The sequence below is a fragment of the Acidovorax sp. JG5 genome (assembly GCF_017939685.1).
Lineage (GTDB): Bacteria > Pseudomonadota > Gammaproteobacteria > Burkholderiales > Burkholderiaceae_C > Acidovorax.
The window spans coordinates 24,093-45,789 of sequence record NZ_JAGKSE010000023.1 but is presented as its reverse complement, the minus strand read 5'-3'; the positions used below and the strand labels follow the sequence as shown (position 1 = coordinate 45,789).

Below are 21,697 nucleotides of genomic sequence, written 5' to 3'. Positions count from 1 at the left end.
ACGCCGGGGGTCGCGGGTTCGAGTCCCGTCCACTCCGCCAGATCAAAACCGCTGCAGTCGCAAGGCTGCAGCGGTTTTTTTTATGGGCAATTTGTTCAACAAAGATCCCGCAGCCTTTGCAGCTCCAGGATTTGAACCAAATACGCTTGCAGCGCTTTATGGGTAAGCGCTGGCAGCTATAAATACAGTAGCATTTGTGTTCAGCGAGGAGCCAGACGAATGGCACCATCCAGACGAATTACCTCGCCGTTGAGCATGTCGTTTTCAAAGATGTGCTGCACCAGCTTGGCATAGTCCTGCGGCGTGCCCAGGCGGCTGGGGAAGGGCACGCCAGCGGCCAGCGCGTCCTGCACTTCCTGCGGCATGCCAAACAGCATGGGCGTGCCGAAGATGCCGGGGGCGATGGTCATGTTGCGGATGCCGCTCCTGGCCAAGTCGCGGGCGATGGGCAGTGTCATGCCCACCACGCCGCCCTTGGAGGCGGAATAAGCGGCCTGGCCAATCTGGCCGTCATAGGCCGCCACGCTGGCGGTGGAAATCAACACACCGCGCTCGCCGGTGGCCTCGGGTTCGTTCTTGCACATGGCCTCAGCGGCCAGGCGGATCATGTTGAAGCTGCCAATCAGGTTGACCGTGATGGTCTTGCTGAACACGGCCAGCGCATGCGCGCCGTTCTTGCCAACGGTTTTCTCGGCGGGGGCGATGCCAGCGCAGTTCACCAGGCCCATCAGCTTGCCCAGCGATACCGCCTTGGCTACCACGGCCTGGCCGTCGGCCTCGTTGCTCACATCGCACTTCACGAAGGCGCCGCCAATTTCCTGGGCCACGGCCTCGCCTTTTTCTGCCTGCATGTCGGCAATGACCACAGTGCCGCCCTGCGCGGCCAGCATGCGCGCCGTGCCTTCGCCCAAGCCCGACGCGCCGCCGGTCACGATGAATACCTTGCCCTTGATTTCCATGTTCTGTCTCCAGTGAGTGACGTTGACGTTCACGTCAATTATCACCGAAGGATTCACGCCCCGACGGGCAAAAAAATGCCCGGGCAGTGCCGGGCAGGATTCGAATGCCCCTCAAAAGGGGGTGTTCGCAGGGGCTGGTTTATTGAAAACCCACGCGGTCCAGCATTTGCTGCACCTTGGTGATGTTGGCACCCACCGCGCTGATCGGAATGGTTTCGCTCTTGAAAGGCTGGCCCTGCGTCATGGCCTTGAGCGCCGGATTTTCGATGTTCAGCCCTTTGGCTGCAGGCCATTCATTGTTGCCATTGGCAAAATAATTTTGCGCATCGGCGCTGGCCAGGTATTCAAGAAACTTCACGGCGTTGGCCTGGTTCTTGGCATGGCGGGCCACGGCGCCGCCGGCAATGTTCATGTGCGTGCCCCAGGACTGCTGGTTAGGAAACACCACGCCCACCTTGTTGACCACGGCCACATCTTCGGGCTTGTTGGAGCGCATCATGCGCGCCAGGTAATAGCTGTTGGTGACGGCAATGTCGCACTCACCAGAAGCCACGGCCTTGATCTGGTCGGTGTCGCCGCCCTTGGGCGCGCGGGCCAGGTTGGCCACCATGCCCTTGAGCCAGGCCTCGGCCTTCTGTTCGCCAAGGTGTTCTGTCACGGCGCCAAACAGGCTCAGGTTGTAAGGGTGCGAACCCGATCGAATGCACAGCTTGCCCTTGTTCTTGGGATCGGCCAGTTCTTCATAGGTATCCACATCGCTTTTTTGAACCCTGACCTTGTTGAACACAATCAGTCGCGCACGGGTGGACAGGCCAAACCACGAGATGCCGCCATCGGCGGCCGGCAGGCTGCGCAAGTTGGCGGGAATGGCGTCTTCGAGCACCTTGGAGCGGATTGGTTGGAACAGGCCGTCCATTTCTCCCCGGTAAAGCCGGGCTGCATCCACCAGCAGGATCACATCTGCGGGCGATGCCGAGCCTTCTGCTTTCAGCCGCGCCAGAATGCCCGCATCGTCCGCGTCCACCCGGTTGATCTTGATGCCGGTGGCCTTGGTAAAGCCGGTGTACAGGGCTTCATCGGTGGAATAGTGGCGCGCCGAGTAAAGGTTGACCACCTGTTCCTGGGCGATGGCGGCACCCGCTGCAGCAGCCAGGGCACAGGCGGTGAGCAGGGCTTTGACGGTCTTCGACATGGAATACATCTCTGGAGGTTGGAAACGATGGATGTTAAGGCAAACGCGAATTATTCGCAATAATCCATGCTCCGAGTCAGTGCATACCTAGCCGGAGCAGGCCTGGCCCCCGTGGATGCGCAGGCTACGGGTCTTCGGGTTGCCACGCGGTGGCGGTAGTATCCGGTAACAACTCAACGCCTTCCTTGCTTGCCCGAGGTGAGTGCGCACTGCCGAATGGACAAGACAAACCTCTCCGAAAGCGACATCTGCGACAAATTCATCCGGCCCGCCATGGTGGACGCGGGATGGAGCGGTCAGGACCAGATCTTCCGTGAATACCCCTTGCGCGCCGGGCGTGTCGTGGTGCGCGGCAGCAAGGCCTATCGCGACAAGAGCACGGTGCTGCGCGCCGACTACGCGCTGTTCTACAAGGCCAACATTCCGCTGGCTGTCGTTGAAGCCAAAGACAACAAGCACGCCATTGGTGCCGGCATGGGGCAGGCCCTGCAATACGCCCAGTTGCTGGATGTGCCATTCAGCTTTGCCAGCAACGGCGACGGCTTTGTGTTCCGCGATGCCACCCTGGCCACCGGCGTGCTGGAGCAAAACCTCAGCCTCGAAGAATTCCCCTCGCCGCAAGAGCTGTGGCGCCGCTACTGCGCCTGGAAAGGCTGGACTGCCGAGCAAAGCCGCGTCGCCGGTTTTGACTACGCCCCCAACAAAACCCCGCGCTACTACCAGCTCAACGCCGTCAACCGCGCGGTCGAAGCCATTGCCGCAGGCCAAAACCGCGTGTTGCTGGTCATGGCCACCGGCACGGGCAAAACTTACACCGCCTTCCAGATCATCTGGCGCCTGTGGAAGAGCGGCGCCAAAAAGCGCATCCTGTTCCTGGCCGACCGCAACATCCTCATCGACCAGACCATGGTCAACGACTTTCGCCCCTTCAAGGGCGCCATGGCCAAGCTCAGTCCCCATGCCAAGGGCGTGGAACGCGTCGATGCGCAGGGCACCGTGTCGGTTGAAGACGTTCAGCTCGCCGTCAACAAAACCACCAAACTGGTGGACAAAAGCTACGAGATTTACCTCTCGCTCTACCAGGCCGTCACCGGCACCGAGGAAGAGCGCAACATCTACAAGCAGTTCAGCCCCGACTTTTTCGACCTCATCGTGGTGGACGAATGCCACCGAGGCAGCGCCGCCGAAGACTCTGCCTGGCGCGACATCCTCACCTACTTTGCCAGCGCCACGCAAATCGGCCTGACCGCCACGCCCAAGGAAACCAAGGACGTTTCCAATACTGATTACTTTGGTGAACCCGTCTATACCTACAGCTTGAAGCAAGGCATTGAAGACGGCTACCTGGCCCCCTACAAGGTCATCCGCGTCGATCTGGACAAAGACACCTTCGGCTGGCGCCCCACGGCGGGCATGACCGACAAACACGGCCACGCCATCGAAGACCGCATCTACACCGGCGCCGACATGAACCGCAAGCTCGTGCTGGAGCAGCGCGACATGGCCGTGGCCGCCAAGATCACCGAATATTTGAAGGCCACCGACCGCTACGCCAAGACCATCGTGTTTTGCGAAGACATCGACCATGCCGCCCGCATGCGCCAGGCCCTGAGCAACGCCAACGCCGACCTGTGCGCCACCCAGCCCAAATACGTGGTGCAAATCACCGGCGACAACACCGAAGGCAAGCTGGAGCTCGACAACTTCATCGACCCCGAAAAAACCTACCCCGTCATCGCCACCACCTCCAAGCTCATGAGCACCGGGGTCGATGCGCAAACCTGCAAGCTCATCGTGCTCGACCAGGGCATCAAGTCGATGACCTTGTTCAAGCAGATCATTGGCCGTGGCACCCGCCTGCGCGAAGACCTGGGCAAAACCTGGTTCACCATCCTCGACTTCAAGCGCGCCACCGAGCTGTTTGCCGACAAAGACTTTGACGGCGAGCCCGTGCAAATCTACGAACCCGGCAGCGGCGAGCCCGTGGCCCCGCCCGATGCGCCCGCGATCTCCGATCCATCCCAACCCGTTCAGCCTGTCGAAGGCCCGGCGCACGACCCGCTGGGCCCCTTCGCGGGCGGCAGCGGCGCAGCGGACGGCCCCAAAAAATACATCCTCGGCAACAACGTCACCGTGATGATTGCCCGAGAGCGCGTGCAATACCTCAACGCCCAGGGCCAGCTCATCACCGAAAGCCTGCGCGACTACACCCGCATCAACCTGAAGAAGCGCTTTGACTCGCTCGACCAGTTTTTGCAGGCCTGGCAGCAGGCCGACCGCAAGGCCGCCTTGCTGCAAGAACTGGAAGGGCAGGGCGTGCTGCTCGAAGCCCTGGCCGACGAGGTGGGCAAAGACTTGGACCCCTTCGATTTGCTGCTGCACGTCGCCTACGACCAGCCCCCGCTCACCCGCCGCGAGCGCGCACGCCGCGTGCAAAAGCGCAACGTCTTCACCCAATACGGCCCCGTGGCGCGCAAGGTGCTGGAGGCGCTGCTCGACAAATACGCCGACGAAGGCATCGCCACCATCGAGAGCAACGACGTCTTCAAGATCCAGCCCTTCTCCGACCTGGGCAGCCCCTCGGAACTGGTGCGCAGCTTTGGCGGCCGCCCGCAATATCTGAGTGCGCTACAAAACCTGGAGCGCGAGCTGTACGCTACACCCCCGGCTGCTTGACCGTGGCAGCCTAATCACTCTGTTTTTGATAGCTGCTAGCGCTTATCCCATAAGCGCTAGAGCCCATTTTTGCTCAAAGTCTGCAACCCATGTCCAACCTCACCCCCGTCATCAAATCCATCCAGGACATCATGCGCCAGGACAGCGGCGTCGATGGCGACGCCCAGCGCATCAGCCAACTCACCTGGCTGCTGTTTTTGAAGGTGTTTGATGCGCTCGAAGAAGAGCTCGAACTCACGCGCGACCACTACCAAAGCCCCATCCCCGAGGCCATGCGCTGGCGTGCCTGGGCCGCCAACCCCGAAGGCATCACCGGCGATGCACTGCTCGATTTTGTCGATAACCAGCTCTTTGCCACCCTCAAAAGCCTCAGCGCCGACCCCGCGCGCAACCCGCGCGGCTACGTCGTGCGCGGCGTGTTTGAAGACGCCTACAACTACATGAAAAGCGGCCACCTGCTGCGCCAGGTGGTCAACAAACTGGGCGCCATCGACTTCAACCGCCAGTCTGAACGCCACCAGTTCAACGACCTCTACGAAAAAATCCTCAAAGACTTGCAAAGCGCCGGCAACGCGGGCGAGTTCTACACCCCCCGCGCCGTCACCCAGTTCATGGTGGACATGGTCAACCCGCTACTCGGCGAGGTGGTGCTCGACCCGGCCACGGGCACGGGCGGCTTTCTCGTCTGCGCCATCGAGCATTTGCGCAAGCAGGTGCGCAACGCCGACCAAGAGGCGGTTTTGCAAAACAGCATTCGCGGCGTCGAGAAAAAGCAGATGCCCCACATGCTGTGTGTCACCAACCTGCTGCTGCACGGCATCGAGGTGCCCAGCAACATCCGCCACGACAACACCCTGGTGCGCCCCCTGCGCGACTACACCGCCGCCGACCGCGTGGACGTGGTGCTCACCAACCCGCCCTTTGGCGGCGTGGAAGAGCCCGGCATCGAACAAGGCTACCCCGCCGACGTGCGCACCAAAGAGACCGCCGACCTGTTTTTGGTGCTCATCAAGCACATCCTCAAAGCCAACGGCCGCGCCGCCCTGGTGCTGCCCGACGGCACCCTGTTTGGCGAAGGCGTCAAAAGCCGCATCAAAGAGCAACTGCTGCAAGAGTGCAACCTGCACACCATCGTGCGCCTGCCCAACGGCGTGTTTGCGCCCTACACCGGCATCAAAACCAACCTGCTGTTCTTCACTAAAGGCCAGCCCACGCAGCACGTCTGGTACTACGAACACCCGTACCCGCCGGGCGTCAAAAACTACAACAAGACCAAACCCATCCGCATCGAAGAATTCGACGCCGAGAAAGCCTGGTGGGGCAGCGAGGCCGATGGCTTTGCCGCCCGCGTGGAAAACGAGCGCGCCTGGCGGGTCAATCTGGAGCAAATCAAGGCCGCCAACTGGAACCTCGACCAGAAGAACCCCCACGTCGGCGAACAAACCAGCCACGACCCCGAGGTGCTGCTGGCCGACTACGCCCGCCTGCAGGCCGAGGCCCAGGCGCTGCGCGACGAACTCAAGGGCATCCTGGCGCAGTCGCTGGGTTGAAAATAACCAAGTAGGTTAAAATTCATGGAAAAGAGCACACCGCATTGCAAGCTGACCGTCGTTCAGGGTTTGGTTCAGGCCGGTGCCGTGCGTGCCACGGGTAGCGCATTTGTCGGTGCGCGTGAACTGGGCATCAACGACCTTGCGGGCATGTGCGCCGTGGTCATGTCGCTGACCAGTGCCGACTTTTACAAAAGCATGACGACCCATGCAGGCCACCGAATCTGGCAAGACGTGTACCGCGCACGCACGGCCTGGGGCCAGGCGGTGTATCTGAAACTGACCGTCATTGACGATGTATTGATTGTTTGCTTCAAGGAGCTCTGACATGAAATGTCCCGTGTGCGGCGCCGCCGAACTGATTCATGACACCCGTGACGAAACCTATACCTACAAAGGCGAAACCACGGTGATTCCGGCCGTCACCGGTGATTACTGCCCCGCGTGCAGCGAGGTTTTGCTAGACCGCGAGCAGGGCGACCGCTACAGCGAACTGGTGGGCGCTTTCCAGCGCCAGGTCAACGCGGCCTTCGTCGCCCCCGGCTACATCACCGAGGTGCGCAAAAAACTCGCCCTCGACCAGCGCGAAGCCGCCGAAATATTTGGCGGCGGCGTCAACGCTTTCTCGCGCTATGAAACCGGCAAAACCAAGCCCCCGCTGGCGCTGGTCAAGCTGCTGAAAGTGCTGGACCGCCACCCGGAACTGCTCGCCGAAGTGCGGTCTTGAAGCAGTGGGGGGCCACAACACGTTTCCAATGAAAAACAGTCGTTTCTCATTTGAAAACATCCCCGTCGCTTTCCGAGCTGCTGCTCCCCCAGCAATAGCGGCGCAAGGTGCTGGCGTTTGTTTTTATGCAAAATCGGGCTCTAGCCCATACAGATCAAGCGCATGCTGCTATCAAATTTAGATTTACTGGCCACCGCCCCCGGCGGCGTGGCGCGTCTGCGTGAACTCATCCTGACCCTGGCCGTGCAAGGCAAGCTGGTGCCGCAAGACCCGGCCGATGAACCGGCGGGTGTGCTGCTGCAGAAGATTCGGGCGGAGAAGGATCGGCTGATTGCCGAGGGGAAATCCAAGCGGGACAAGCCGCTGGCGGAGATTGCGGAGGAGGAAAAGCCGTTTGAATTGCCGCAGACATGGGAGTGGGCACCGCTCGGCGAGGTAGTGGAAATAGTTCGAGGAATTACTTTTCCGGCCAATGAAAAGACCAAAGAAGAAGCGCCTGGTCGAATTGCCTGCTTGCGAACAGCGAACGTTCAAGAGCAGATTGAATGGGATGACCTGTTGTTCATCGCTGAATCGTTTGTTGGCCGAGAAGACCAAAAGCTTCAATTGCATGACATCGTTATGTCGATGGCGAACAGTCGTGAGTTGGTCGGCAAAGTGGCATTGGTGAAGCAAATTCCGCATTCCCAGGCAACTTTCGGCGGTTTTCTTGGGGTGTTGCGCCCATGGCAGCTGGAGCCACGTTTTGTCATGGCCTTATTGCGCACACCGTATGCGCGTTCGACGTTAATCGACAGTGCAAGCCAAACAACCAACATTGCCAACGTTTCGCTTGGTAAGTTGCGGCCTCTCGCTTTTCCAGTCCCACCCCTCGCCGAACAATCCCGCATCGTCACCCGCGTCGAAGAACTCATGCGCCTGTGCGATGCGTTACAGGCCAAGGGCCAGCTGCAGGCCACGCAACACGCCCAACTGGTCAGCACCCTGCTGGGCACGCTCACCGCCAGCGCCACGCCCGAAGAGCTGGCCGAAAACTGGCAGCGCGTGGCCCAGCACTTTGACCTGCTGCTGGACCGCCCAGAAGCCATCGACGCCCTGGAGCAAACCCTGCTGCAACTGGCCGTGCGCGGCCTGCTCGTGCCCCAAGACCCCACCGACGAACCCGCCAGCATCCTGCTGGCCCGCATGTGCACCGAAAAAGACCGCCTCATCGCCATCGGCCAGATCAAACGCGACAAACCCCTGCCGCCCATCACCGACGAGGAAAAGCCGTTTGAGTTGCCGGTGGGGTGGGAGTGGGTGAGGTTGGGTGAAATCGTGCTGATATCCAGCGGCGTGACATTGGGTCGTAAGACTGCAATCCCTTCGCCTGTTTCATTGCCGTATTTGCGCGTGGCGAACGTTCAGCGCTGGCACTTGAATCTATCGTCCATGAAGGAGGTCGTTATAGACCAGAGCGAGTTGGCCCGCTTTCAGCTTCTCAACGGCGATTTGCTCATCACGGAGGGGGGTGATTGGGACAAAGTGGGGCGCACTGCCATCTGGCGTGACGAGCTGCAAACATGTTTGCACCAAAACCATGTGTTCAAGGCGCGAGGGATTTCTACAGTCTGGAACCCTATATGGGCCGAGTTGTATTTGAATTCAGCGGTTGCGCGTGCCTACTTTGCTTCATCTGCGAAGCAAACCACAAATCTGGCTTCCATCAACATGACGCAGTTGAAGGATTGCGCGTTTCCTGTGCCTCCCTTGGCCGAACAATCCCGCATCGTCGCCCGCGTCACCGCCCTGCGCCGCCTGTGCGCCGACCTGCGCCAGCGCCTGGCCGAGCGCGAGGCCGTGCAGGCCCGTCTGGCCGAGGCGCTGGTGCACGAGGTGTCTTTGGCGTGAGACAGCAACAATAAAACCCGCCACGCCACGAAGCGTGCGGGTTTTGCGGTGTTTGGAGGCGGGCTGAAGCGCGGCGCCGATTTTTTGGCCTGCCCGGAGGGACTCGAACCCCCGACCTATAGCTTAGAAGGCTATTGCTCTATCCAGTTGAGCTACGGGCAGATGGATGTGGTGCAGGGCGCCTGGGCAGCGCCCCGAGGGGGTGAATCATACCCGGCGTGGGGCCTGCTTTATGCGCGGGGCCGCGCACATGGCCGGGGGGCGGTGATTGCAGTTATAACGATGCATCCATCCACCGCTGGCGACTTTCGCCCCATCAGCCATGCCGCACAGCCTGAACCTGATCAACACCATTGCGTCCGCGCTGGGCCTGGCGCTGGTGTTGGGTTTTCTGGCCACGCGTGTGCGGTTGCCGGCGCTGGTGGGCTACCTGTTGGCGGGTGTGGTGATTGGCCCGTATACCCCCGGTTTTGTGGCCGATGCCGCCATGGCCAGCCAGCTGGCCGAAATCGGCGTGATGCTGCTGATGTTTGGGGTGGGCCTGCATTTCTCGCTGGGCGACCTGCTGGCGGTGCGCAAGATTGCCGTGCCTGGCGCGGTGGTGCAGATCATGGTGGCAACCGCCTTGGGCATGGCGGTGGCTTGGGGGTGGGGTTGGAACCTGGGCGGCGCGCTGGTGTTTGGCATTTCGCTGTCGGTGGCCAGCACGGTGGTGCTGCTGCGCGCGCTGGAAACCCTGGGCATTCTCGACACCTACACCGGGCGCATCGCGGTGGGCTGGCTGGTGGTGGAAGACCTGGCCATGGTGCTGGTGCTGGTGTTGCTGCCGCCGCTGTCGGGTGTGCTGGGCGGCAATGCTGCCGCAGCCACGTCGGCCAGCATCTGGCAAACGCTGGGGTGGACGCTGCTGCAGGTGGGCGGGTTTGTGGCGCTGATGCTGGTGGTGGGGCGGCGGGTGTTTCCGTGGGTGCTGTGGCAGGTGGCGCGCACGGGTTCGCGTGAGTTGTTCACGCTGTGCGTGGTGGCGGCGGCGGTGGGCATTGCGTTTGGCTCGGCCGCGCTGTTTGGGGTGTCGTTTGCGCTGGGGGCCTTTTTTGCGGGCATGGTGATGCGCGAGTCCGAGTTCAGCCACCGCGCAGCGCAAGAGTCTTTGCCGCTGCGCGATGCGTTTGCCGTGCTGTTTTTTGTGTCGGTGGGCATGCTGTTCAACCCTTCGGTGATGTGGGAGCGGCCGCTACAGGTGCTGGCGGTGGTGGCCATCATCATCGTGGGCAAGTCGCTGGCGGCGGCTGCGCTGGTGCTGGTGTTTCGGTATCCGCTGCACACGGCGCTGACGGTGTCGGCCAGCCTGGCGCAGATTGGGGAGTTTTCTTTCATCCTGGTGGGGCTGGGTGCCTCACTGGGCTTGTTGCCGCCCGAGGGCGCCAGCCTGGTGCTGGCCGGTGCGCTGATTTCGATTGCGCTCAATCCGCTGGTTTTTCGGGCCATAGCGCCCTTGCAGAAATGGCTGCTGGCGCGCTCGGCCTTGGCGCGGCGGCTGGAGCAGCGCGACGACCCGCTGGCCGAGTTGCCCACCAGCACGGACGAGCGCTATCTGGCGCGCCAGGTGGTGCTGGTGGGCTATGGCCGCGTGGGGCGGCGCGTGGCCAGCGCGCTGGCCGCGCACGATATTCCGCTGGTGGTGGCCGAGCAAAACCGTGAACTGGTGGAAAAGCTGCGCGCACAGGGCATGGCGGCCGTGTTTGGCGACGCGGTAGACCCTGCGGTGTTGATCCAGGCCCACATCGCTCGCGCCTACATGCTGGTGATTGCCACGCCCGACACGCTGAATGTGCAGCAGATCATTGCCACGGCGCGCATGCTCAACCCCACCATCGAGACCGTGGTGCGCAGCCACGGCGAAGAAGAGGCGCACCGGCTCGAAAAAGAATGCGGCAGCACGGTGTTTCTGGGCGACGAAGCCCTGGCCCAGGCCATGGCAGGCCATGTACTGGCCCGCGCGGTTGCCCGGGGATTCAGTGCAACGGCGCCGGGGGCGCTGCATGAATCGGCTTGACTTGGCTGGATTTATAGCAAAATTGGCCTGTAGCGCTTGTGTATTAAGCGCTAGATGCTATCTTTTTTGATGTGGTTGCTGTCTGCCAGAGCGCGGCGTTTCAACACCCTTATTCGTCGCTGTCTTCAAAAACCAGTGAAGGCACCGTCATGACGCGGGCCGTGCTGGCCAGGTCGTCGATCAGGCGGTTGGCGAAGAAGCTGCTTTGGGTGTCGGGCTCCAGGGCCGCCACGGCCAGGTTGGCCAGGCCCTGGTTCAGCGGCACATAGAAGCTGCCGGCGGGCACGTCGATGGCGCGGCGCACGGGGGTTACCTGGATGCGAATGGTGCCGTCGCTGCCCGCGACGGTGCCGCGCACATCGGCGCGTTCGGTGGTTTCGCGGGCGGTTTCGCTGTAGGTGTCGGCCAGCACACCACCGGGTTCGGCGATGCGCAGCACCTGCACACCCAGCAGTTGCAGCCGCTCGACCGCCATGGTGGCGCTGGCCGCCAGCCAGTAGCCGCAAGGCCGGGCGCGTGTTTTCACGGGCTGCAGGGTGAGCGATGAATTCCAGTCCACCTTCAGGGTGCGGTCGGCGCCGGTTTCGGGGTCGAGCATGGTCAGCTCGCGCTGCGTGGGCGTGGCCTGCGCTTCCACCACCACCTGGCCTTTGCAGGCCTTGGAGGCGGTGTCGCGCACCACGAATGATCGCACTTGTTCCAGGTTGGCGGCACGCTCTGCGGTGCTGCGCAGGGCGCTGGTGATGGCGGTGACCTGGGTGTGCACGCGGCGCTGGATGTGCATGCGCCCCAGGCCCACGCCCCGGGTTTCAACCAGCAGGCTGACGCTGTTTTTCAGGCCATTGACGTTGCGCCCAGTGTCGGGCTGCGCGCCGCCCATGGAGATGCGCCTGTCGTCCGGCTGGGTGGAGGTGGTGTAGTACCAGTCGCTCGACAGGCCCTGGGACTGCAGCGCACCGAGCATGGGCTGGTGAAACCACTCCAGCGAGGCTTTGGTCAAAAATTCGGGGTAGTTGGCCGTGGTGGTGTATTGCAGCAGGGCGTCATAGCGCTGGATGGCATTGAACTTTTGCAGGTAGCGCCCGGCGGCGGTGAATTCGTGCGCATCCAGGACCACGATGGGGCGGTAATCGCGCACCACGCGCGCCAGTGCCCGGGCTTCGGGGGTTTGCAGCAGCAGGTGGTCGCGGTTCATGTCCACGCCGTTGGCCGTGGTGCGATTGCCGCTGGCCGCGCCATCGGGGTTGGCCCGGGGGATCACCACCACGTTGAGGCGATCGAGCAGGGGCTCCAGCAGGCCCTGTGCGAGTTCCCGGGCAACCACCAGCAGGGCTTCGCTGCTTGCGGGCTCGTCGCCGTGCTGCTGGCCGATGAGCACCACGGTGGAGCGGCCATTGGCCTCCAGGCTGGCGACATCGGTGCCTTTGGCGTGGGTCAGGAGCAGGCCCAGAATGGGCTCGCCGTGCTGCGACGTGCCAAGACTGAGAACGCTGGCCGTTGTTGACCCCCGTGGCGTGGCGCTGGCCACTTCGCGCAGCCACTGCCCCACTTCGGCGTTGGTGGTGAAGCTGCGCCGCTCGGGGGCAAGCCCGGGCGTGCTGTATTGGGTGGCAGGTTCGGCAAACCGCGCGGCCACGGCAGGGCCATAGGGCGCGGCCGACGCAGCGTCTGCGGCAGCCAGCGCGGGCGCGCTGGGCTGCAATGGCGTGACCACCACGTTCTCGCGCGGCTGCCCCAGCGGCGGCGGCACCACGGTGCCACGCTGCACACGCGGCACGGAATCCGGCGCACGGGCGCGTGTCGTGGCGGGCGTGCCGGGCCAGGGCGGCAGTGGCGTGCTGGCACAGGCGGACAGCAGCACGGCCAAAAGGGCCAAAGAACTGCGCCATGGCGTGCGGCGTGCAATCAACGGCGTGGACCGCGCGGCGTGGGCGGTGGCTGAAATGGATAGAGCGGGGCGCTGGGTCATGGTGTGCATTGCCTGAGAGCCGGTAGGACTGGCGCGATGTTAACTGCGAGTCTTACAGCGGGTGTGTCAGCGTACACCGCGCCACCCTGGCTGGGGGGCTCTCAGCGAATTTGCAACGCCACGCGCCCAAAAGCGCGGTTTTGTGTGCCGCATAGCGTCAGATACTGCACCAGGATCGTGGGCACGGATCGGACAGCGCCTGCACACCGGTCGTCCTTGCTGCATGGCAGCAGGCGCGTGGCGCCCCGCTGCATGCAGGCTATGGCTGGGCGTGACGGGAGCGCGCTCAGCGGCCGAAAGAGCCGCGATTGCCACCGGGCCCGCGAGACCCGCCGCCCCGGCCGCCAGCGCCACCCGTGCCACCGCCATAGCCGCCACCGCCGCCCGAGTTGCCCCGGTAACCACCACCGCCACGGCGGCCGCTGCCGGCCATGCTGTCCACGCTGGTGCGCATCGGGTCAGGCTGGCCGCCGGCCGAATGGCCCGCGTTGCGCTGTCCCGGGTTGCTGTGGCCCATATGCGTGCCCAGGTGGGCGTTGGGGCGGGGCGGTTGTGCGTCGTCGTAGCGGTTGCCGCCGCCTTCATAACCGCCGCCACCGGCGGGGCGGGCGCGGCCGCGTGCCGGCGCTTGGGCACCGCCACGGGCGCCGCCGCCCTGGCCACCACCGCCACCACGGCCGGAGCGGGGGGCATTGCCGCCGCCACCGTTACCACCCTGGCGTGGGCCGCGGTCGCCGCCACCGCCGCCGCCACCCTGGCCGGCCTTGTTGGTGCGGATGCGTTCCATCATCTCGCTGCGCGCCGCCTTGGCCGCAGCCTGCATGACATCGCGGCTTGGCGGTTTGCCTGCGCCGCCCCAGATGGTCTGGCGGCCCATGGCGATGGGCTCGGCCTTTTCGCCGGCGTCGGGGCCAAAGCCTTCGATGACCTGCACGGGAATCTGCTGCTTGGTGAAGCGCTCGATGTCCATCATGAAGCCTTCCTCGTCCATGCAGACCAGGCTGACGGCTTCACCGCTGTTGCCCGCGCGGCCCGTGCGGCCGATGCGGTGCACGTAGTCTTCTGACACGTTGGGGATTTCGTAGTTGACGACGTGCGGCAGCTCGTCAATGTCGATGCCGCGCGCCGCGATGTCGGTGGCGACCAGGGCGCGGATGTCACCGCTCTTGAAGCCGGCCAGGGCCTGCGTGCGGGCGCTCTGGCTCTTGTTGCCATGCAGGGCCATGGCGTTGACGCCGTTCTTGGTCAGAAACTCGGCCACGTTGTTGGCGCCAAACTTGGTGCGCGTGAACACCAGCACCTGGCTCCAGTTGTGCTGCTGGATGATGTGCAGCAGCACCTGCTTTTTCTTGCCGCGGCCCACGGGGTGGATCACCTGCGTGATGCGCTGCACCGTGGTGTTGCTGGGCGTGACCTGGATGCTTTGCGGGCTCTTGAGCAGGGTGTTGGCCAGCTCGCGGATTTCGTCGCTGAAGGTGGCCGAGAACAGCAGGCTCTGCTTGTCCTTGGGCACCAGGGCCAGCACCTTCTTGACGTCGTGGATGAAGCCCATGTCCAGCATGCGGTCGGCTTCGTCGAGCACCAGCACCTGCACGGTGGACAGGTCCAGGAAACCCTGCTGCTGCAGGTCAAGCAGTCGGCCGGGGGTGGCCACCAGAATGTCCACGCCGCGCTTGATGCGGTCGATTTGCGGGTTCATGCCCACACCGCCGAAGACGACGGTGGAGTTGATATCGAGGTATTTGCCGTATTCGCGGACCGACTCTTCCACCTGGGCCGCGAGTTCGCGGGTGGGGGTCAGCACCAGGGCGCGGATGCCCTTGCCGCCAAACTTGTTCTTGGGCGCCGTGCCTTGCGACAGGCGGTGCAGCATGGGCAGGGTGAACGCGGCGGTCTTGCCGGTGCCGGTCTGGGCGCCGGCCAGAAGGTCGTGGCCCGCCAGTACGGCCGGAATGGCCTGTGCCTGGATGGGCGTGGGGGTCTCGTAGCCTTGTTCGAGCACAGCCTTCAAAATGGCAGGAGCCAGATTCAGTTCTTCAAATTTCATGTCAATGGATGCACCCGTCCGGGGCGCTGGGTATCGGCCTGTCGTGGCAACCGGTGGGTTGCCGAGCCAGTCTTAGGCAGATGAGGTTCAAGGGTGGGAGCCCGGAAGATGCGCTTCCTTCGTCCCCAGCAGACTGCTGATGTGGCGGGCAACTGGAGCCCGCAACGCCGCGTATTGTCGCATGGCCCGATAATCGCGGTTTGTACGCAGAATTTCTGCCCACTTTTGCAGGTTAGACAACGAATGGCCCAATACGTATTTTCCATGAACCGTGTCAGCAAGACCGTGCCGCCCAAACGGCAGATCTTGAAAGACATTTCCCTGAGCTTCTTCCCCGGCGCCAAGATTGGCGTGCTGGGGGTCAATGGCTCTGGCAAGTCCACTTTGCTCAAGATCATGGCGGGCGTGGACAAGGAGATCGAAGGCGAGGCCATCGCCATGCCGGGCATCAAAATTGGCTACCTGCCCCAGGAGCCGCAACTCAACCCGGACCACACGGTGCGTGAAAGCGTCGAGGAAGCCATGGGCGAGGTGTTCGCTGCCAAGGCCAAGCTCGAAGAGGTGTATGCCGCCTATGCCGACGCAGACGCCGATTTCGACGCACTGGCGGCCGAGCAGGCCCGCCTGGAAGCCATCATTGCCACCGCCGGCACCGACTCCGAGCACCAGCTGGAAATCGCCGCCGACGCGCTGCGCCTGCCTGCCTGGGACGCCAAGGTCGGTGTGCTGTCGGGGGGCGAAAAGCGCCGCGTGGCGCTGTGCCGCCTGCTGCTGTCCAAGCCCGACATGCTGCTGCTTGACGAGCCCACCAACCACCTGGACGCCGAATCGGTGGACTGGCTGGAGCAGTTTTTGCAGCGCTATCCCGGCACCGTGGTGGCCATCACCCACGACCGCTACTTTCTGGACAACGCGGCCGAGTGGATTCTGGAACTCGACCGGGGCCATGGCATTCCGTACAAAGGCAATTACAGCGACTGGCTGACCCAGAAGCAGGCCCGCCTCGAATCCGAGCAAAAGGGCGAGGAATCGCGCGCCAAGGCCCTGAAGAAGGAGCTGGAATGGTCGCGCCAGAACCCCAAGGCCCGCCAGGCCAAGAGCAAGGCCCGTCTGGCGCGGTTCGAGGAACTGTCCGATTTCGAATACCAGCGGCGCAACGAGACGAACGAAATCTTCATTCCTGTGGCCGACCGCCTGGGGACCCAGGTGATCGAGTTCAAGAACGTCACCAAGTCGTTCGGCGACCGTGTGCTGATCGACAACCTGACCATGAACGTGCCGGCCGGCGCCATCGTCGGCATCATCGGCCCGAACGGCGCCGGTAAGTCCACGCTGTTCAAGCTGATCGCCGGCAAGGAAAAGCCCGACAACGGCGAAGTCGTCATTGGCTCGACCGTGAAGATGGCTTTTGTGGACCAGCACCGCGATGCGCTGTCGGATGACAAGACCGTGTGGGAAGACATCTCCGGCGGTCTGGACATGATCAACATTGGCAAGTTCACCATGGCCAGCCGCGCCTATGCGGGCCGCTTCAACTTCAACGGTGGCGACCAGCAAAAGAAGGTGGGCATGCTCTCGGGCGGCGAGCGCGGGCGCCTGCACCTGGCCAAGACGCTGATCTCCGGCGGCAACGTGCTGCTGCTTGACGAGCCCTCCAACGACCTGGACGTGGAAACCCTGCGCGCCCTGGAAGATGCGTTGCTGGAATATGCCGGCACGGTGCTGGTCATCAGCCACGATCGCTGGTTCCTCGACCGCATTGCCACTCACATCCTGGCCGCCGAGGGCGATAGCCAGTGGACGTTCTTTGACGGCAACTACCAAGAGTACGAGGCTGACAAGAAGCGACGCCTGGGCGAAGAGGGCGCCAAGCCCAAGCGCATGCGTTTCAAGGCACTGAAGTAAGTCTGAGGGTTTCCGGTCAACTTGCTTTGCCACCGGAAACCTTTCTTTCCTCCTTCCTGCATGTCTGTCACTGCGCACCAATCGAGAACGGTCTTCCGTGCCTGCGTTGTCCACGCGGTGCGCGGGGGCGAAGCCCTGATGGGGCAGCTGGTGCAGGTCGCCAAGGGCGCGTTGGAGAGGGCGGAGTCTTTCACCCGCGACATTCAACAGCGCTCTCTGGTTGGCGACGCCTGGCGGTTGCTCAAGCAACACGAGCCATCGCTGGTCAAGGCTTACCCCATGGCCTTGCTGGAAATTTTTGCCCAAGGGCCGTCCAAATCGGGCGATCGCACGGTGACTGACACGGGCATGGATTTCGGCGAGCTTTCGCTCATGGACGAAACCGAGATGCAGGACCAGGTGGAACTGTCGCGGGCCCAGCAATTGGCAGCCCATGCCACCGACGCGGTGCTGGCGGAACTCAACACCCTGGTCAGCTCCGCCCAGGGATTGCGCAGTGTTCAGCCCGAACGCAACCCCTTGCGCCCGGAAAACTACATCCGCGCCTTGCTGAGGGTGGTGGCCGAGACCGGGGTGGAGCCACCCGTGCGGCAACTTTGGATGCAGCACATGCGCGAAGTGCTGGGCCAGTTGCTGGTCACCGAATACAAAAGTGCTGCCGCCAATCTTCGCGAGCATGGCATCGAACCGGTGGGATATGCCGTGCTTGGCATGCCCTCCGGCGGTCGCAGCGGCTCCGGTGCGCTCAATCCGAGCAACGGCTATAGCGGGGGCTACTCGACCGGTTACGGCGGGCACTCCTTGGGTGCACCCGTCAGCGCGCACGGCGCCCCGGCAGCCTATGGCGGCCGGGGTGTGGACGGTTTTGCAGGTTGGCAAGGCGATTCGCTGCAGGCGCCCATTTCCTCGGCGGCCGAGGAAGCCTTGTTGACCGTGGGTATCCTGCGCCAGATGCTGGCCGGCGGTTCAGGCTGGCACGACCCCGGCGTGGCGCCGGTCGTGTATGCGGCTCCCTATGTGGGGCCGGTGGATGACCCGGCGTATTCGCCGGTGGTCGCCATGGAAGTGGTGGGCCGCATGATGGACAACATTGCGCAGGACCGGCGCCTGCTTGCTCCGGTTCAGCGCGCGGTGCAAAACCTGGAGCCGGCAATCAAGCAGCTGGTGCGGCATGACGGGCGCTTTTTCACCGATGAGGCGCATCCGGCCAGGAAGCTGCTGGACGAACTGACCCAGCGCAGTCTCGCGTTCAAGACGGAGAGTGCAGAGGGCTTTGACCAGTTCATGCGGTTGCTGAACGAGGCGGTTGGGCATCTGGCTGCCACGAATATTCACGATGCCGGGCCTTTTGACACGGTGCTCAAGGCGCTGCAGGCGGCCTGGGACTCGCAGGAGCAAAGGACCAAGTCGCAACACGATGGCAAGGCAAAAATTCTGCTGCAGACCGAGCAGCGTGAAATGCTGGCCGATAAGATCGCGGCCGACATTCGCAAGTTGCCGGATCTGGAACAGGTGCCCGCAGACATCCTGGACTTCGTTACCGGCCCGTGGGCCGATGTGGTGGCGCTGGCCCAGGTGACGCAGCCCGAGGGCCTGAACGGTAGCGAGGGCGATCCTGGCGGGTATCTGGCACTCGTGCCCCTGCTGCTGTGGAGCGCGCAGCCCGTATTGACGCGCGCCGAACCAGACCGCCTCACCAAGGCCATCCCCGGCATTTTGGCCAAGGTGCGCGCAGGGCTCAAGACGATCCAGCACCCACCCACCCAGGCCAGCAGCTTCATGCAGCGGCTCGTGGGGCTGCACCAGGCAGCTTTCGAAAAGCCGGCCCAGGCCCCGGTGGTTGTGCAACCAGAACCACCATCCGAGATCGAGCCTGAGCCCGCATCTCACGAAGCCCCACCCACGGACGAACTGCCGGTAGCGGCGGTGGCTGCAACCGAGCCCCCCGATAGCGCGCTTGCAGTGCCTGTGGACGACAGCCTTTATGCCGAATTTGTGGTGGGTGTCTGGGTGGAGCTGATCACCAACCGCCGTGCAGTGCGCACCCAGCTGACCTGGGCCAGCCCGCGCGGAACCCTGTTTTTGTTCACCGCGGCCGACGGCAGCACCCAGTCCATGACGCGGCGCATGCGCGACAAGCTGGCATCCGAGGGCTCTCTGCGTGTTCTACCCGGTGCATCACAGGCGGCCCGCACCCCGGATGCAAAGGTGGCAACGCTGCAGGCAAAAAGGCCTGGCCAAACCCGCTGAACAGACCAGCCCAGGTCAAGTCCAGGTCAAGTCCAGGCAGGAATGCCGTCTGCCTTGCGGCAGGTGCTCCCTCAGGTGCGCAAGAGTTTTCGGCGCACCAGATGGATGTGGTTGCGCAGCGCATACAACTCGTCGGCATACGACAGCGGCACGCTCACTTTTTCGACATGGGCCTCCAGCGTGTCGAGCGCCACCAGCAGGTCTTGCGGCAGGGCCTTGCCCGATTCGAGATCGTTTTCGATTTCGCGCAGACGCCCGTACCAGCGGAACACGCGTGAGCGCACCCTGAACTGGTAGATCGGTGGCACCACCCGCGACAGCGGCAGCATCACCGCCAGCAAGATACCCAGCACCAGCCACATGCGCTCGATCAGGTTGGCAATCCAGAACGGCAGGTAGCGCTGCAGCAGCGGCACCGGTTCGTTGATGGCGCGCTCGCCCTCCTTGGCCATGGGTAGTTCGCTGTGCCGGGTGCTGGGAAACTCGCGCGCCCGGTTGAACCAGCCCGCGCCACCATGCAGCGTTTGCGCATTCTGGGCAAACAGCGTCAGCAGCGCGGGGTGCGTGCCCTCGCGGGCCAGCAGCGACGTAGTGGATGCCACCAGCCGCACATCGTGCGCGGGCACATTGCCCGCCAGATCCACCACCCCACGGGGCAGTGTCACGGGGGTGAGAAACGGAAACTTGCGGCCATAGGCCTCGTGCTGGGCAAAGTCCATGAGGTGCACGCCGGGCGTCTGCAGCAGCATCTGCACCATGAGCGATTCGGGCGCCGACGCAAACACCAGCGCATCGAGCTTGCCCGCCAGAAAAGCCATGGTGGCGGGCGTTTGCTCCAGCCGCGACAGTTTCACCTGCCCCTTTTCCACGCGGTTCGCATCGAGCAATCGGTCCATCAGGGTGGGCACGCCACTGCCTTCCGAGCCCACGTTCACGCGCAGGCCGCGCAGCTGGCGCAGGCTGTCGAGCCGCCCGCTGCGGTGGATCTTCAGGGCGGAATCGGCGCGATAGAACAGCCACACCGGTTCGACAAACAGGCTGCCCAGCGACACCAGCTGCTCGCGGTCGTCTGGCTGCAACTCAGCCGTTCCGCCCTGCACAAAGGCCAGGTCGGCCTTGCCATCGCGCAGCAGCTGCAGGTTGGCCGACGAGCCCTCGCTGGGCAGCAGCACCACCTCAATGCCGTCGGCGGCCAGGGCTTTCTGGTAGCGCTTGCCAAACTCTTCGTAGGCGTTTTGCGCGGGGCCGGTGGCCAGCGTCACCTGGTTGGGCGGGTTGGGGTTCAGCCACCAGTAGGCGGCCACCACCAGAGCCAGGGCCAGAAAGGCCAGCGGGCCGGCAGAGACGATGAGGTCGCGCAGGGTGAGCAGGGTGTTGCGAAAAGCCTGGGGCATGGGTCTTGTGGTCAATGGCACCGAGGGTGCGAGTCAGTCAGCCTCTCAGCCTCTCAGGCCAGATCAGCTGCGCAGGGCAGGTGCAGTCCGTCTGCTGTGGTCAGGCCCTGTGCGGCGCGCACGGCGCGAGCCGTGGCAATGGCCGTGGCTTCGGCCGCCATGGTGGCCAGCACCAGCATGCCAAGGTGTTGGCCCGAAACGCCGGTGCCCAAGGTGAACAGTGTGTCGCCATCGGACAGGGTGTGCACCGGGTTGATGCTGCGCGCCAGCCCGTCATGGGCGGCCACGGCCAGCCGATGGGCCTGCACCTTGGTGATGACCGCATCGGTGGCCACCACGCCGATGGTGGTGTTGGTGCCGGCCAGCAAGGGTTGTGGAGGCTCGCCGCGCAGCAGGGCGCGGCGGGTGTCGAGCAGATGCAGGCCGTCTGTGGTGCGGGCGCCGGCAATCAGCTGGGCGGTGTCGGGGTCGAGCACATCGCCCAGGGCGTTGCAGGCGATGAGGGCACCCACGGTGACGCCACCCACGGTGATCGACGCGGTGCCCACGCCGCCCTTCATGGCCCGCTGCATGCCAAAAACCTTGCCGACGGCGGCACCGGTGCCGGCGCCCACATTGCCCTCGGCCGGGTCTGCGGTGGATGCGGCAGCGCAAGCGGCATAGCCCGCAGCGGCGTCGGGGCGGATGCGCATGTCGCCCACCAGCAGGTCAAACAGCACGGCGGCGGGCACGATGGGCAGGCGGCCCACCGCCACGTCAAAACCCACGCCGCGTTCCTCCAGCCAGCGCACGGCGCCGGTGGCGGCGTCCAGCCCCCAGGCGCTGCCGCCGGCCAGCATGATGGCGTGCACCTTTTCGACCAGATTGCACGGGTCGAGCAGATCTGTCTCGCGCGTTCCGGGCGCTGCGCCGCGCACATCGACGCCGCCCACGGCACCTTCGCGCGCCATGACCACGGTGCAGCCCGTGGGGCGGCGCGTGTCGGTGAAGTGGCCTACCTCGATGCCGGCCACGCGGGTGATGCTGCCAGCGTCGCTGGCGGGAAGGCGTGCGTTCATGGCCGGTGATTATGGTGCCCGGCG

The 21,697-nt window shown here is 63.8% G+C and carries 15 protein-coding genes and 1 tRNA gene; 9 read left to right on the top strand and 7 right to left on the bottom strand.

Going from position 1 to position 21,697, the window contains the following annotated elements; translation table 11 throughout:
- Window positions 1–182, top strand: a 182-nt coding sequence (locus J8G26_RS16390) for a hypothetical protein (RefSeq protein ID WP_210570217.1), incomplete at its 5' end; no start/stop codon positions are given.
- Window positions 183–200: 18 nt separating this feature from the next.
- Here the strand turns inward: J8G26_RS16390 and J8G26_RS16385 are convergent.
- Together J8G26_RS16385 and J8G26_RS16380 are read right to left on the bottom strand one after the other, a co-directional pair.
- The gene (locus tag J8G26_RS16385) at window positions 201–959 is read right to left on the bottom strand and encodes a 3-hydroxyacyl-CoA dehydrogenase (protein WP_087745041.1); all 759 of its coding nucleotides are present in this window, start codon (window positions 957–959) and stop codon (window positions 201–203) included.
- A gap of 139 nt (window positions 960–1,098) precedes the next feature.
- Window positions 1,099–2,151, bottom strand: a complete 1,053-nt coding sequence (locus tag J8G26_RS16380; RefSeq protein ID WP_087748230.1) for an extracellular solute-binding protein — start codon at window positions 2,149–2,151, stop codon at window positions 1,099–1,101.
- A 216-nt stretch (window positions 2,152–2,367) separates the two neighbouring features.
- On the opposite strand from J8G26_RS16380, the gene J8G26_RS16375 reads away from it, so the two are divergent.
- The 5 genes from J8G26_RS16375 to J8G26_RS16355 all read left to right on the top strand — a co-directional run bounded on the left by J8G26_RS16375 (window position 2,368) and on the right by J8G26_RS16355 (window position 8,994).
- Window positions 2,368–4,827 (top strand): DEAD/DEAH box helicase family protein, encoded by a 2,460-nt coding sequence (locus tag J8G26_RS16375; protein WP_210570215.1) that lies wholly within the window; start codon window positions 2,368–2,370, stop codon window positions 4,825–4,827.
- Window positions 4,828–4,916: 89 nt separating this feature from the next.
- Window positions 4,917–6,377 (top strand): class I SAM-dependent DNA methyltransferase, encoded by a 1,461-nt coding sequence (locus J8G26_RS16370; RefSeq protein ID WP_210570213.1) that lies wholly within the window; start codon window positions 4,917–4,919, stop codon window positions 6,375–6,377.
- A gap of 24 nt (window positions 6,378–6,401) precedes the next feature.
- Window positions 6,402–6,704 carry a type II toxin-antitoxin system MqsR family toxin gene (locus tag J8G26_RS16365; protein WP_210570211.1) on the top strand — a complete coding sequence of 101 codons (303 nt, stop codon included), beginning with the start codon at window positions 6,402–6,404 and terminating at the stop codon, window positions 6,702–6,704.
- Between the two features lies 1 nt (window position 6,705).
- Complete coding sequence (locus J8G26_RS16360; protein WP_087745049.1) at window positions 6,706–7,104, top strand: type II toxin-antitoxin system MqsA family antitoxin; 399 nt, start codon at window positions 6,706–6,708, stop codon at window positions 7,102–7,104.
- A gap of 162 nt (window positions 7,105–7,266) precedes the next feature.
- On the top strand, window positions 7,267–8,994 hold the full coding sequence (locus J8G26_RS16355) for a restriction endonuclease subunit S (protein ID WP_210570209.1): 1,728 nt from the start codon (window positions 7,267–7,269) through the stop codon (window positions 8,992–8,994).
- A gap of 85 nt (window positions 8,995–9,079) precedes the next feature.
- On the opposite strand, the gene J8G26_RS16350 is transcribed toward J8G26_RS16355, so the two are convergent.
- Window positions 9,080–9,156: transfer RNA gene (locus J8G26_RS16350), tRNA-Arg, on the bottom strand.
- Between the two features lie 160 nt (window positions 9,157–9,316).
- Between J8G26_RS16350 and ybaL the strand changes: the two genes are divergently transcribed.
- A complete protein-coding gene (gene ybaL, locus J8G26_RS16345; protein WP_210570207.1) occupies window positions 9,317–11,050 on the top strand; it encodes a YbaL family putative K(+) efflux transporter in 1,734 nt (577 codons plus the stop codon).
- Window positions 11,051–11,159: 109 nt separating this feature from the next.
- On the opposite strand, the gene J8G26_RS16340 is transcribed toward ybaL, so the two are convergent.
- Together J8G26_RS16340 and J8G26_RS16335 are read right to left on the bottom strand one after the other, a co-directional pair.
- A complete protein-coding gene (locus J8G26_RS16340) occupies window positions 11,160–13,019 on the bottom strand; it encodes a M14 family metallocarboxypeptidase (RefSeq protein WP_210570206.1) in 1,860 nt (619 codons plus the stop codon).
- Window positions 13,020–13,305: 286 nt separating this feature from the next.
- The gene (locus J8G26_RS16335) at window positions 13,306–15,066 is read right to left on the bottom strand and encodes a DEAD/DEAH box helicase (RefSeq protein WP_210570204.1); all 1,761 of its coding nucleotides are present in this window, start codon (window positions 15,064–15,066) and stop codon (window positions 13,306–13,308) included.
- Window positions 15,067–15,309: 243 nt separating this feature from the next.
- Between J8G26_RS16335 and ettA the strand changes: the two genes are divergently transcribed.
- On the top strand, window positions 15,310–16,971 hold the full coding sequence (gene ettA / locus J8G26_RS16330) for an energy-dependent translational throttle protein EttA (RefSeq protein ID WP_087745059.1): 1,662 nt from the start codon (window positions 15,310–15,312) through the stop codon (window positions 16,969–16,971).
- Between the two features lie 60 nt (window positions 16,972–17,031).
- Window positions 17,032–19,221, top strand: coding sequence for a DUF1631 family protein (locus J8G26_RS16325; RefSeq protein WP_210570202.1), 2,190 nt, complete (start codon window positions 17,032–17,034; stop codon window positions 19,219–19,221).
- Window positions 19,222–19,292: 71 nt separating this feature from the next.
- Here the strand turns inward: J8G26_RS16325 and J8G26_RS16320 are convergent, their stop codons facing one another.
- The gene (locus tag J8G26_RS16320) at window positions 19,293–20,615 is read right to left on the bottom strand and encodes a TAXI family TRAP transporter solute-binding subunit (RefSeq protein WP_210570200.1); all 1,323 of its coding nucleotides are present in this window, start codon (window positions 20,613–20,615) and stop codon (window positions 19,293–19,295) included.
- A gap of 53 nt (window positions 20,616–20,668) precedes the next feature.
- Window positions 20,669–21,673 carry a P1 family peptidase gene (locus tag J8G26_RS16315; protein WP_210570198.1) on the bottom strand — a complete coding sequence of 335 codons (1,005 nt, stop codon included), beginning with the start codon at window positions 21,671–21,673 and terminating at the stop codon, window positions 20,669–20,671.
- Between the last annotated feature and the right edge of the window lie 24 nt (window positions 21,674–21,697).

Coding starts and splice junctions, on each gene's coding strand:
- J8G26_RS16385 (WP_087745041.1), bottom strand. CDS start 959: ATGGAAATCAAGGGCAAGGTATTCATCGTGACCGGCGGCGCGTCGGGC.
- J8G26_RS16380 (WP_087748230.1), bottom strand. CDS start 2,151: ATGTCGAAGACCGTCAAAGCCCTGCTCACCGCCTGTGCCCTGGCTGCT.
- J8G26_RS16375 (WP_210570215.1), top strand. CDS start 2,368: ATGGACAAGACAAACCTCTCCGAAAGCGACATCTGCGACAAATTCATC.
- J8G26_RS16370 (WP_210570213.1), top strand. CDS start 4,917: ATGTCCAACCTCACCCCCGTCATCAAATCCATCCAGGACATCATGCGC.
- J8G26_RS16365 (WP_210570211.1), top strand. CDS start 6,402: ATGGAAAAGAGCACACCGCATTGCAAGCTGACCGTCGTTCAGGGTTTG.
- J8G26_RS16360 (WP_087745049.1), top strand. CDS start 6,706: ATGAAATGTCCCGTGTGCGGCGCCGCCGAACTGATTCATGACACCCGT.
- J8G26_RS16355 (WP_210570209.1), top strand. CDS start 7,267: ATGCTGCTATCAAATTTAGATTTACTGGCCACCGCCCCCGGCGGCGTG.
- ybaL (WP_210570207.1), top strand. CDS start 9,317: ATGCCGCACAGCCTGAACCTGATCAACACCATTGCGTCCGCGCTGGGC.
- J8G26_RS16340 (WP_210570206.1), bottom strand. CDS start 13,019: ATGACCCAGCGCCCCGCTCTATCCATTTCAGCCACCGCCCACGCCGCG.
- J8G26_RS16335 (WP_210570204.1), bottom strand. CDS start 15,066: ATGAAATTTGAAGAACTGAATCTGGCTCCTGCCATTTTGAAGGCTGTG.
- ettA (WP_087745059.1), top strand. CDS start 15,310: ATGGCCCAATACGTATTTTCCATGAACCGTGTCAGCAAGACCGTGCCG.
- J8G26_RS16325 (WP_210570202.1), top strand. CDS start 17,032: ATGTCTGTCACTGCGCACCAATCGAGAACGGTCTTCCGTGCCTGCGTT.
- J8G26_RS16320 (WP_210570200.1), bottom strand. CDS start 20,615: ATGCCCCAGGCTTTTCGCAACACCCTGCTCACCCTGCGCGACCTCATC.
- J8G26_RS16315 (WP_210570198.1), bottom strand. CDS start 21,673: ATGAACGCACGCCTTCCCGCCAGCGACGCTGGCAGCATCACCCGCGTG.